Below are 11,853 nucleotides of genomic sequence, written 5' to 3' on the forward strand. Positions count from 1 at the left end.
CCGGCGGTACGGGTCAGAGGAAGCTCACGCCCTGGGCGAGGGAGAGTTCGCTGGAGTAGTTGATGGTGTTGGTGGCCGAGCGCATGTAGGACTTCCAGGCGTCGGAGCCGGACTCGCGGCCGCCGCCGGTGTCCTTCTCGCCTCCGAAGGCGCCGCCGATCTCGGCTCCGGAGGTGCCGATGTTGACGTTGGCGATGCCGCAGTCGGAGCCGGCGGCGGACAGGAAGATCTCGGCTTCCTGCTGGTCGCGGGTGAAGATGCTGGACGACAGGCCCTGCGGGACGTCGTTGTGCAGGGCGATCGCCTCGTCGAGGGTGTCGTAGGTGAGGACGTACAGGATCGGTGCGAAGGTCTCCTCCCGTACGACGTCGGTCTGTTCGTCGACGCGTACGAGGACCGGCTCGGCATAGGCCGCCGCGGGCGCCGCCTCGGCAAGGCGCCGGTTTCCACCGGCCAGGATCTTGCCGCCCCGGGCCTGGACACGGGTGAGGGCGTCGCGCATGGCGTCCAGCGCCGTCGTGGAGATGAGCGGGCCGACGAGCGTGGTGTCGTCGAACGGGTTGCCGATGGGGAGTTTGGTGTAGGCACTGGTCAGCCGCTCGGTGAGGGGGCCGGCGATGTCGCGGTGGACGATCAGGCGGCGCAGTGTCGTACAGCGCTGGCCCGCGGTGCCGGCCGCGGCGAAGACGATGGCCGGGACGGCGAGGTCCAGGTCGGCGGACGGGGCGACGATCGCGGCGTTGTTCCCGCCGAGCTCCAGCAGGCTGCGGCCGAAGCGGGCGGCGACGCGCGGGCCGACCGCGCGGCCCATACGGGTCGAGCCGGTTGCGCTGACGAGCGCGACACGGGGGTCGTCGACCAGTTTCTCGCCCACTGCCTGGTCACCGAGGAGCAGGCGGTGCACATCACGGGGCGCGCCGACCTCCTCGGCGGCACGGGCGAGCAGGTGGTCGCAGGCCAGGGAGATCAGCGGTGTGAACTCCGAGGGCTTCCAGACCACGGTGTCGCCGCAGACCAGGGCGACGGCGGTGTTCCACGACCACACGGCGGCGGGGAAGTTGAACGCGGAGATGACACCGACCACGCCGAGCGGATGCCAGGTCTCGGCCAGGCGATGGCCGGGGCGTTCGGAGGCGATCGTACGGCCGTACAACTGCCGGGACAGGCCGACCGCGAAGTCGCAGATGTCGATCATCTCCTGGATCTCGCCGAGCGCCTCGGAGCGGATCTTGCCCGCCTCGATGGTGACGAGGTCGGCCAGATCGCCCTTGTGTACGCGCAGCAACTCGCCCAGACGGCGCACGAGTTCACCGCGGCGCGGGGCGGGCGTGGTACGCCAGGTGAGGAAGGCGGTTCGGGTGGCGGCGATGGCCTCTTCGGTAGCGGCGTCGGTGGCTGCCCGCAGCCCGAAGAGGTGCTCGCCGGTGAGGGGCGTACGGGCGTGGAGGTCGTCGCCCTTGGGTACGTCGACGCCGATGCTCCGGAGTGACGTAAGGGCGCGGGCGCGCAGCTCGTCCGTGGAGGGCAGTGGGGTGCTGGTCATGACCGTCCTTGACTGGGTGAGGGAGTGTCGGTGAGGTCGAGTGCGCGGGCGACCTGCGCGAGGGAGCGGTTCTGCTGCCGCTCGTAGAGGGCATAGGGGTCCAGGACGTCGCGGCCGATGGCGTCGGAGAGCCAGGCCGCGTCGTACGCGATGCCCTGCCGGTCGTTGTCGCGCGTGCCCTCACCGCTGAGGTTGGACTGGAAGATGCCGGCGGCGGAGCGGGGCAGGAAGTCCTCGTAGACGATGGGCTCGGACCGCACCCAGCCCTGCCGCACCAGTGCGCCGAGATCGGCGGGCGGGCGGCTGCCGTCGCGCGGCCGGTCGGCGCTGACGTGGTACGTGAAGTAGGCCAGTCCCTCGGCAGCCAGCTCCTGTTCGCTGCCGGGCATGTGCCGCTCCCATACGGCGCGCGCGATGTCACCGCGCGGCTCCGAGGGGTGCTGCGAGGCCTGCTCGTCCACGCGGCCGAGGAGGTCGTCGTACAGGGCGCGGCCCTCGCGGGTGAGGGCGATGCCGCGGGCCTCGACCTCGCCGAAGCGGACCCGCAGGGCGCCGCTGACCACTTTGCCGTCCGGGGTGCGCATCGCGCGGGTCTCGGCCAGGGCCCGGAAGGAGGTCTGCCGCAGCAGGACGTCGGGGCCCTTCCAGGCCGGTGGGCCCTGGATGGTGTCGATCATCTCGATGCCGCGCTCGGTCATCCGCCGGTACAGCTCGTCGATGTCCAGGACGCGCGGTGTGAGGTGGTTGATGTGGGTGCTGCGCACGCCGCCGATGTCGGCGGCTACGGCGGAGATCCGCTCCAGCGTCTCGTACCAGGCCTTGTCGACCGGCTCCGCGGACAGTTCGAAGGCCGCCACGGCGAGCTGCAGGAACCGCTCGGCCTCCTGCTCGGGCAGTTCCCGCTCGGCGGCGGCCCGGTCGGCCAGCGCCGGCAGCTCGGGCGGGAAGAGTTCGCGAGCCGCGAGGAAGGTCTCCAGGCGCGCGCGCAGGCCGGCGTCGAAGAAGCGGGGGTCGGCCGGGGTGAGCATCGAGGTGAACACCCGGAAGGGGTTGCGCGCCAGTTCCTCGTCGTCGACCGGCCGGAAGGCGGTGGAGACGACGGGCACGGCGCTGGCGGCGGCCTCCCGCAGGTCGTAGAAGCCGACCGGATGCATGCCGAGAGCGCCGAAGACGCGGGCGACCTGCCGCAGTTCGCGCGGTGTGCCGACGCGGATGGCCCCGTGCCGCTCGGCGGTCACCCGGCTGATGGACCCCAGGCGTTCGGCGTCGGCCCCTCGCGCGCGCAGGACGTCCTCGTTGACCTCGCGCGAGACGTCCACGAGCGTGGTGTAGGCGGGTACCTCCCGCCCGTACATGCGCGACAGCCGCTCCGCGAACGCGGCTCGCAGCCGCCACTGACTGATCGTCGCCATGGTTCGGCCTTTCGGTCGGGGTCACACCAGGTGAGTCGTCGGTTGTCACACGATGTGGGCTTCGGGGCGATCGCCGGGGCCGGGGCGGAACCGGTCGGCGCCGAGCGGGGAGATGTCGGTGAACGGCTCCCGCTCCAGGTAGAGGTCGCGTACGACTTCGCCGACCGCGGGCGCTTGAAGGAATCCGTGACCCGAAAACCCAGCGGCATAAAGGAAGTTGGGCAGATGGCCGGAGCGGCCGATGAGCGCGTTGTGGTCCGGTGTGACCTCGTACAGGCCCGCCCAGCCGTCGCCGGTGCGCATCTCGGCCAGGGCCGGGGCGCGGCGGCGGACGACGGCGCGGAACAGTTCCAGCCACTCCGGGGTCCAGGTCGTGTCGAAGCCGTCCTCCTGGCCGGGGTCGGCCAGCCCGAACAGCAGGCCGTCGTCGCTGTTGTGGAAGTACGCGGTCGAGCAGAAGTCGATCGTGAACGGGATGCGCGGGGCGGGCGGTGTGAGCGGCGCGGTGAAGGACAGCTGCCGTTTCACCGGCCGGACGGGAAGGTCGACGCCGGCCATGGCGCCGATGTGCGCCGACCACGCCCCCGCCGTGCAGATGACGGTGGAGCACGCGATACGGCCGTGGCTGGTGTGCACGCCGACGACGCGGTCTGCGGCCGTGTCGAGGCCCAGGACCGCGGTGTGGGTGGCGAGGGTGACGCCGGTCCGGGCCGCGGCCCGCGCATACCCCTGGACGACCAGGGCGGGGCGGGCATGTCCGTCGGTGGGGGAGTACGCGGCGGCCACGAGGCCGTCGGTGCTGACGTAGGGACACAGGCGACGGGCCTCGGCGGGGTCGATCATGCGGCTCGGCACGTCGAGACTGTTCTGGAGCTCGACCCCGGCCTCGAAGGCGGTCGCCTGCTGCTCGCTGTCGAGAAGGAAGAGGTAGCCGACGGTGTCCAGCCCGATGCCGGCGCCGGGCCGGCGGGGGAAGTCCCGGTAGGCACGCAGGCTGCGGCTGCCCAGCTCGATGTTGAGCGGATCGGAGAACTGGGCGCGGACACCGCCGATCGGCTTGCCCGAACTGCCGCAGCCGAGGTTGCCGCGCTCCACGACCACGACGTTCGTCACGCCGGCCTCGGCGAGGTGGAAGGCGGTGCTCGCACCCATGACGCCACCACCGATGATCACGACATCGGCGGAGGCCGGAACGGTGCGGAAGTCGGAGGAGGACAACGGGCCACTCCCTTCCGGAGTCCACCGCGCCGGACGGTGTCGTGTCCGGGCGGCGGGGCTGTCAGTGACAGAGTGATGCCGATCACCAGTCTCCGCGTCATCGTGCAGCAAGCCGACCATTGACGTCCATCAACGATTCATGCCGTTGATCTTTTAGGCTCCCTATATGGACTGGACGAGTGCGCAGCTGCGCTCACTGGTGGAACTGACCAGGCGTGGCACCATCACCGCGGTCGCGGAAGCCCTGGGATACACGCCCGGCGGGGTCTCGCAGCAGATCGCCGCACTGGAGAAGGCCACCGGGACGGAGCTGCTGCGGCGGGTGGGACGCCGTGTGGAACTCACCGACGCCGGGGCCACCCTGGCCCTCCACGCCGAGCGCATCCTCACCACGGAGGCCGAGGCCGTCGAAGCACTGGAGCGCACACGCAACGAGATATCCGGAACACTGCGGATCGGGCTCTTCGCCACGGCCGCCGCAGAGATCCTGCCGCCCGCACTACGCCAGGTGCGCGAGCGGCACCCCGGCGTGACCGTGCGCAGCCGGGACATGGACGTGGACGAGGTGTACGACGCGGTCGCCGGCGGCACCGTGGACCTGGCCCTGGGCCTGGACTACCCGGACGTGCCGATCCCGCGTGATCCGTCCCTGCGGGTGACCGAGCTGTCCAGGGAACGCTTCTCGCTCGCGGTGCCCTGCGGAGCGATGCCCGGCCGGAAGAAGATCTCGCTTGCCGACGCCGGCGGACTGGGCTGGATCCTGCCGTCGGCCGGCAGCTACTACGGCCGCGCCGTGCTCACCGCCTGCCGCCGGGCCGGTTTCGAACCGCAGGTGCTGCACGAAGTGACGGACACGGCCGCCACCCTGGCCCTGATCGAGGCCGGGGTCGGGGTCAGCGTGGTGACCGATCTGATGCTCCGGCTGCGCCCGTCCTGTCTCGACGTCCTGGAACTGCGGGAGACGATGGAGCGTCACATCGTGGTGGTCTGCCGCTCCTTCGCCGAACACCGGCCGACGCTGGCGGCCCTGGTCGATGTCCTCGCCCGCACCGCCCGCGAAGGACACCCACCGTCGCGCACGGCGGCCAGGCCGTCGAAGACGCCGACGTAGGCGGTGTCGTCCGGCCCCAGGGCGATCGGCGCCCAGTCGTTGTCGTAATCGAGACAGGTGCCTACGAGCTGCACGGTGCCGCAGCCGCCTCCTTGACGTTCTCGTGCCCGCAGTTGTTCTCGACCATGGGGCTGTCTTTTCGCACACCAGCCGCCGGTCAGCGGGGACGTCCGCCCGTGCCGGTGGACGAGGACGTGCCGGGTGACCCATCGGATCCGGCCCCGCCAGTCCGGCATGACGGAGGTGACGGGGGCACAGGTCCCGCTGGGACGCAGGCTGGTCCAGGTCAGGCAGCCGTGAGGGATCTGCCCGGTCAGGTCTCAGTCGTCGGTGTCGTGAGAGAGCGCGGGTCGAGCAGCTTGACCGGCAAACCGCTGAACGTCCGGTAGACAGTGAAAATCCGCCCCGCCCGGTCGAAGGCCGTCACGGCGGCGCACTCCCTGCCCAGCACGGCAATCCGCTCACCGGGCGGGCCGGGCGTCCACACCGGCCGGCGGAGCCGGTGAGATTCGTGTCGGGTCCCTCAGGACGAAGCCCGGGCGAGGGCTGCCAGGGTTTCGAAGTCCCAGGTGAGTGCGCCGGAACGGAGGTCGGATGTGACCGCGTCGAGCCAGTCGAGCTCCGCGGTCAGTACGGCGCGGCGGTACTCGTCCTCCAGCATGGTGACCCGAGGCAGCGCGAGTTGGCGGGCTCCCCCGGCGGCGGCCTCCAACTCGCCCAGCCGGGCGCGTACTTGTGCGGCACGAGCGGACAGATCGGCCGCAACCTCCTGTGGCAGCAGCATCATCGTGAAGGAGAGCGCGGCGGGGAACTCCGGGTAGTCCGCCCGCGGCGCCACCAGCATCTCCCGCAGCCAGTCACGGGTGGCCGTACGGCCTGCGTCCGTCACCTCGTAGACCGTGCGTTCCGGGTACTGCTGATCCCGGCTGGTCTCGCGCACGGCGATCAGCCCCGCCTCGAGCAACCGGTCGATGGTCCGGTACAGGCTCGCCCGCTGGCTGACGTTGACGACCTGGTCCTTCCCCCACTGCTTGATCAGCCGCTGGATGCCGTACGGGTGCAGCGGCTGCAGGTGCAGGAGCGAGAGAACGGTGAGGCCGAGAGGGGAGCTGCGCATGCCGAGAGCCTACCGGAGCCACTTTCAAAGCAACTAGTTGACGAGATACTAGTTTCACTGAAACTATCTCGGCATGACGACAACGACTCCGCTCGCGTCCGCAGAGCGCATCCATGCGGACCACGCCACCGTGAAGCACCTGGGCCACTGGACCGAGGCCACCGAGTTCGACGTACGCGCCCGCCGCGCCACCGTCGTGTTGGACCTCCGCTCACCGCAGATCGGCTGGGGCGAACCGGTCACCGTCCGGCTGGACCTCCGCTCCGCCACAGTCACCTTGCTGCTGCCCGAAGGCGTCGCCGTGGACAGCTGGGACCTCGCCTTCAGGCGTCGCGGACGGGTGAGGGACACCCAGCCCGGCGCCGGCCCGGCACGGCTGCGGCTGGCCGGAGTGGTCACCGACGGCGAGGTCCGCATCCGGCGCGGCGGCACCGCCCAGCTCACCGCCATGTGCTCCCGCGCCTACCTGGACGACCTGCGCCGCGCCCACCGGGAGGGCGGCCTGCCCGTCATCGACGACCCCACCCGTGAGAGGACCCACTGACATGTCCCGCACCCGCACCGCCATCGTGGTGGGCGGCGGCATCGCCGGCCCCGTCGCAGCCCTCGCGCTGCGCCGGGCCGGGATCGAGGCCACCGTGCACGAGTCCTATGCGACGACCGCCGACGGCATAGGCGGCGGCCTGGGTGTCGCGCCCAACGGCCGTGCCGCACTCCGTCTGGTCGGACTCGACCGGGTCGGCGCCCCGATGAACGCCATCGTGCTGCAGAACCACAAGGGCAGGACCATCACCGAGATCCGCCAGCCCATGCAGTTCAGCTGGCGCGCCGATCTGTACCGACGGCTCTATGACCTGACCCTGAGCCAGGGCGTCGAAGTGCACCACGGCCATCGGCTGGCCGACGTCCGCGAGAGCGACACGGGGATCCGGGCCGTCTTCGCCGACGGCACCACCAGCGAGGAGGCCGACGTGCTGATAGGCGCCGACGGCCTGCGCTCCACGGTGCGCAGGCTGATCGACCCCCAGGCGCCCCAGCCGCGGTACTCGGGGCTGCTGGGCTTCGGCGCCCAGGTCCACGGTGCCGGACTGCCGCCCACCGGCGACCGTATGTACATGGCCTTCGGTCGCCGGGCGTTCTTCGGCTACCAGTCCTTCGACGACGGCACCGGCGTCTGGTTCGCCAACCTTCCCCACCCCTACCTGACATGGCAGCAGGTGCGCCGGACCTCGAACGAGGAGTGGCTGCACCGGCTGGGCGAGGCCTTCGCCCGGGACAGCGTCCTCGCCCTGGAACTGCTGCGGCGTACCCTGCCCGAGGACCTGATCACCGCCGGTCCCATGGAGGATCTCCCGCATGTCCCGCACTGGCACCGCGGCCGCATGGTGCTGGTCGGCGACTCCGCTCACGCCACCTCGCCCAGCTCCGGCCAGGGCGTCTCGCTCGCCGCGGAGAGTGCCGTGGAACTCGCCCGCGCGCTGCGGGACCTGCCCCACGGCCAGGCGTTCGCCGCCTACGAGCGTGCCCGCCGCGCCCGGGTCGAGCGAGTGATCGCCCAGGGCGCCCGCAGCAACAGCGGCAAGGCCGCCGGGCCGGTGGGCCGGGTGGTCCGGGACGCTCTCCTGCCGCTGTTCGCCCGCCTCGCCACCCCCGAGAAGATGGCCTGGCAGTACGACCACCGGATCCGCTGGGAGGACCCCGTCGCCGCCTGAGAACGGGACGGAATCCCGTTGATGCGCCGCTTGACGCGTTGTGTCCGCGACGCGGTGCGGCGACGGCCGAGCGGCCGGCGCAACTCGCTCCGGAAGAAACGGCCGAGCGGCCGGGGGAACCCGTTCCGGAAGAAGCAGCCTAGGTCGCGGCGTCCGCGATGACCGTGGTGACGACACTTTCGACCTCGCCGGTCGCCGGTGGAGGTTCTTCCCGGCCGGCGAACAGGAGATGGGCGGCGCCGATCAACGTGGGCGCGAGTGCGTCGATGCCGGCGTCGGCTGCGACCCGCCCTCGTCCGCGCTCGGCGCCGAGGTAGGAGCGGATCATGTCGGGTGGCCTCCCTCAGCACCGGGATGCCGACTCCTGTGACCTCGCGCAGTCGGGTGCGTACGGCGTCGCGGGAGATGACGAGCCCGACGATCTTCAGGGCGATCGACTCGAACAGGTCGGTCGGTGCGCGGGTCAGGTTGTCGACGACCGTGCCGGTGCCGGCGGACTCGCGCAGCGCGATCGCCCGAGCCTCGATCCGGCCGATGCGGTCCAGGACGAACTCGACGAGGAAGCCGTCGAAGTCCGCGAAGTGCCGGTGCAGCAGGCCCTTGGCGACTCCCGCCTCGCTGGTGACCGCCCGGCTGGTCAGCGCGTTCGCCCCGTCCCGGAGCAGCACGCGCTCCGCGGCGGTGAACAGTTGCCCACGCGGGTCGCGCCGAGCGATCCCTGCCGGCACCGCACACCTCACCTCTCACGCGAAATCGTGCTCACCCGTTGTCGAGTGGGCATGCGCCCGCTTAGAGGTGGGCGCATCATCGCCACCGGCCCTGGCCGCGACGTCCTCGACGTGGGCGCGGGCACCGGTATCGCCGGACTGGCCTGCCAGGCCGCCGGCTGCACGGTGCTGGGGGTGGAGCCCGGCCCGCGGATGGCGGATGTCGCGCGCCACAAGGGACTTGAGGTCGAGGTCGCCACGTTCGAGGACTGGGGACCCGGCCGACCGGACCTTCGACACGCTGATCGCCGGGACGGCCTGGCACTGGACCGACCCGGTGGCCGGCGCCGCCAAGGCGGCCCTGACGCTCCGCCCCGGCGGCCGACTGGTCCTGTTCCGGAACGCGTTCCGGCCCGCCCGCGAGGTGGCGGAGGCGTTCACCGCGGTGTACGCCCGGGTGCTGCCCGACTCGCCGATCTACCGGCAGGCGATGGCCGGCCCGGCGAGCTACGCGGGCTTGGTGGCCGAGGCCTCCGACGGGCTCGCGCAGTCAGGCGCGTTCGGCGAACCCGAGCAGTGGCACTTCGGTTGGGACCGCCATTACACCCGCGAGGAGTGGCTGGACCAGGTGCCGACCTTCGGCGGCCATGGCCGGCTCCCCTCGGCCGAACTGGATGCGCTCCTCGCCGGGCTCGGAGACGCCATCGACGTGATGGGCGGCAGCTTCACCATGCCCTGCACGGCGCTGGTGCTGACCAGCGTGCGCACCTCGTGAGAGTCGCCATGCTGACCGGGTGATCCCATGGGGCGGAGAGGGCAGGATTCGAACCTGCGTGGGCCTGTTGGGCCCGACCATGAGGCATGCTCGCTGGTCCCCGATCAACCACTCCGGGCACCTCTCCTCGTTCCCGGCCCCGGTCCGTGTCCGGTGCCGTTCACGTGAACCAGATTGGCAGGGCCTGCTGACGGGAGACTGACGCCCGGCTGATGCGGTCTGCCGCGAGCCTGGCCACCGAGCCGACGAACTGTGCAAGCCTGTTGTCAATCGCACTCGGACCGTACCGAGATGAGGGGACCTGCATGGATCCGGATGTCGACGCCCTGCTGGCAGAGCAGAGGGACTACTACAGGGCGGGCGCGGCCCAATACGACCGGCCCTATGAACAGGTGAAAGAACTGCGGGACTTGCTGGCTGCCGTCGACGAACTCCCGATCGCCGGGGATGTGCTGGAGCTGGCCTGCGGAACGGGCCAGTGGACGGCCAGGCTCGCGGCGCGGGCACGGTCGGTGACGGCTGTCGATGCGGCGGACGAGGTCCTGGCCCTCGCCCGGGCGCGCACCGCGTCGCCCACGGTCAGCTTCATCGAGGCCGACCTCTTCGCATGGCAGCCGCCGCGCCGATACGACACCGTGTTCTTCGCCTTCTGGCTCTCCCATGTCCCGCCGACGCGGTTCGCCGACTTCTGGGACACCGTCGCCGCCGCGCTCGCGCCGGGCGGCAAAGCGATCTTCATCGACGACGGTCCTGCCGCTGCCGCCGCCGCTGAGGAGGAAATCCTCGCGAACCAGCCGGCCCCGGCGGCGCTGCGTCGGCTGGACGACGGCAGTCAGTACCGCATCGTGAAGGTGTTCCACGATGCCCGGACGCTTACGGACGACCTCACCGCGCTGGGGTGGTCGGCCCGTATCCGGCCCGTGGCCTGGAATTTCATCGGAATCGCGGAGCCGCCGACCGCCGTCGGCTGAGCAACTACGGGCTTTGAGCCGCGCGTGCCGGCCGCGGCTTGGGACGCCTCACTAGAATTCCCGTAACGGTGCCGCCGCTGACCAGGCGGTTCCCGGTGCCGACGCCCGGAACGAGGAGGACCGCGATCATGCGTGAGCTGGCGGAGACGGCACGGCAGTGGGCGGCACAGGGACGTACAGGCGTTCTCGCTCGCCCCCTCACCGAGCAGGGCTTCGGTCCCAGGCACCCCGCTGACGCGGTCCTGATCGACGAGGACGGTCAGTGCTACGGCACCCTGTACCGCGGAGTGTTCGACGACTACTTGGCCGGGGAAGCCGCTGCCCTGCCCGCGGGCCACACCGCGTGCGTACGTGAGGTCTCCGTCCACGACGACGACGTGAAGCGAGCCGGCATGACCTGCGGCGGCCAGGCCGAGGTGCTGCTGCAATCCCTGCACACCGTGCCCGCCCGCTGGTGGGACCTGCTGGCCGAGGGAGCCGACGTCGCGCTGATCACCCAGCTGGACGAGCGGCAGACCCGGGTGGCCAGCACCGTGGCGACGACGGCGCCGGAGGGCGATGACGGGCCCGCCCAGGCCGTCGCACGCGCCCGGGAACTGCTCTCCCGCCGCCGGGCCGGTCGGGACGCCCGCTACACGGACGACGGACTCGTCCTCATCGAGACGTTCCCAGCCGTACCCCAACTGGTCATCGTGGGAGGAGGCGAACTCGCCGACCTGCTCACCGCGCAGGCCCAACTGCTGGGCTGGCACGCCACGGTGGAGACCGCCGCACAGGACGCCGTACGACGGCTCGCCGAACGCCCGGCCGCCGCCTGCCTCATCGTCCTCTCCCATGAACCGGACGTCGACATCCTCGTCCTGTCCGCCGCGTTGACCAGCGGTATCCCTTACGTCGGTGCGCTGGGCTCACGCCGTACCCAGGCCCGGCGCGCCACCGATCTCGTCAAGGCCGGCCTCGACGAGACACACCTCAAGCGCATCCACGGCCCCATCGGCCTCGACCTCGGCGCCCGCACTCCGGCGGAGACGGCACTCGCCATCTGCGCCGAGGTGCTCGCCGCCCTCGACGGACGCGAGGCCCGCGTGCTGCGCGAAGCGGACGGGCCGATCAACGCCTGAGCCACACCTGCCGCCTGAGCCAGTCGGCCGACTGCGCATGCTCAAGCTCACTTGCAGGGCGCAGTAGTGAGAACAGTCCGCAGATACAATCCGTTTCCTGCCCCTCTTCTCGTATCTGCGTTTGTCCGAACCCGCTGTCCGGGTACGGTCGAGCGGGAGGTGGTGG

Annotated in this window: 10 protein-coding genes and 2 pseudogenes; 6 read left to right on the forward strand and 6 right to left on the reverse strand. The window is 71.2% G+C overall.

Translation table 11 applies throughout. The features are described from left to right. Positions 1-13: 13 nt before the first annotated feature. Genes AV521_RS19320 through AV521_RS19330 form a run of 3 tightly spaced genes read right to left on the reverse strand, consistent with a single transcriptional unit; the run spans position 14 to position 4,173 of the window. The gene (locus AV521_RS19320) at positions 14-1,543 is read right to left on the reverse strand and encodes an aldehyde dehydrogenase family protein (RefSeq protein WP_076089703.1); all 1,530 of its coding nucleotides are present in this window, start codon (positions 1,541-1,543) and stop codon (positions 14-16) included. Continuing rightward, positions 1,540-2,955, reverse strand: a complete 1,416-nt coding sequence (locus AV521_RS19325) for a VOC family protein (protein WP_076089704.1) — start codon at positions 2,953-2,955, stop codon at positions 1,540-1,542. The genes AV521_RS19320 and AV521_RS19325 overlap by 4 nt, the downstream gene beginning before the upstream one ends. 45 nt (positions 2,956-3,000) lie before the next feature. Beyond that, entirely contained in the window at positions 3,001-4,173 is a 1,173-nt protein-coding gene (locus AV521_RS19330; RefSeq protein WP_076089705.1) for an FAD-binding oxidoreductase, read from the reverse strand. A gap of 166 nt (positions 4,174-4,339) precedes the next feature. Here AV521_RS19330 and AV521_RS19335 point away from each other — a divergent pair, with 166 nt between their 5' ends. Then, on the forward strand, positions 4,340-5,284 hold the full coding sequence (locus AV521_RS19335; protein WP_076089706.1) for a LysR family transcriptional regulator: 945 nt from the start codon (positions 4,340-4,342) through the stop codon (positions 5,282-5,284). A 523-nt stretch (positions 5,285-5,807) separates the two neighbouring features. On the opposite strand, the gene AV521_RS19340 is transcribed toward AV521_RS19335, so the two are convergent. Beyond that, on the reverse strand, positions 5,808-6,401 hold the full coding sequence (locus tag AV521_RS19340; RefSeq protein ID WP_076089707.1) for a PadR family transcriptional regulator: 594 nt from the start codon (positions 6,399-6,401) through the stop codon (positions 5,808-5,810). Positions 6,402-6,474: 73 nt separating this feature from the next. Between AV521_RS19340 and AV521_RS19345 the strand changes: the two genes are divergently transcribed. Both AV521_RS19345 and AV521_RS19350 read left to right on the forward strand, forming a co-directional pair. Further along, positions 6,475-6,945 carry a hypothetical protein gene (locus tag AV521_RS19345; protein WP_076089708.1) on the forward strand — a complete coding sequence of 157 codons (471 nt, stop codon included), beginning with the start codon at positions 6,475-6,477 and terminating at the stop codon, positions 6,943-6,945. A 1-nt stretch (position 6,946) separates the two neighbouring features. Next, entirely contained in the window at positions 6,947-8,113 is a 1,167-nt protein-coding gene (locus tag AV521_RS19350; protein ID WP_076089709.1) for an NAD(P)/FAD-dependent oxidoreductase, read from the forward strand. Between the two features lie 139 nt (positions 8,114-8,252). Here the strand turns inward: AV521_RS19350 and AV521_RS19355 are convergent. Then, positions 8,253-8,841: pseudogene (locus AV521_RS19355) on the reverse strand (TetR/AcrR family transcriptional regulator). Positions 8,842-9,061: 220 nt separating this feature from the next. Between AV521_RS19355 and AV521_RS19360 the strand changes: the two are divergent. Then, a complete protein-coding gene (locus AV521_RS19360) occupies positions 9,062-9,595 on the forward strand; it encodes a hypothetical protein (RefSeq protein ID WP_256725619.1) in 534 nt (177 codons plus the stop codon). A gap of 33 nt (positions 9,596-9,628) precedes the next feature. Here the strand turns inward: AV521_RS19360 and AV521_RS49345 are convergent. Then, positions 9,629-9,722 (reverse strand): annotated as a pseudogene (locus tag AV521_RS49345). A 178-nt stretch (positions 9,723-9,900) separates the two neighbouring features. Between AV521_RS49345 and AV521_RS19365 the strand changes: the two are divergent. Both AV521_RS19365 and AV521_RS19370 read left to right on the forward strand, forming a co-directional pair. Further along, positions 9,901-10,566 carry a trans-aconitate 2-methyltransferase gene (locus tag AV521_RS19365; protein WP_076089710.1) on the forward strand — a complete coding sequence of 222 codons (666 nt, stop codon included), beginning with the start codon at positions 9,901-9,903 and terminating at the stop codon, positions 10,564-10,566. Positions 10,567-10,694: 128 nt separating this feature from the next. Beyond that, a complete protein-coding gene (locus AV521_RS19370) occupies positions 10,695-11,687 on the forward strand; it encodes an XdhC family protein (protein ID WP_076089711.1) in 993 nt (330 codons plus the stop codon). The last annotated feature ends 166 nt before the right edge of the window (positions 11,688-11,853 follow it).

This window comes from Streptomyces sp. IMTB 2501 (assembly GCF_001953885.1).
Classification (GTDB): domain Bacteria; phylum Actinomycetota; class Actinomycetes; order Streptomycetales; family Streptomycetaceae; genus Streptomyces.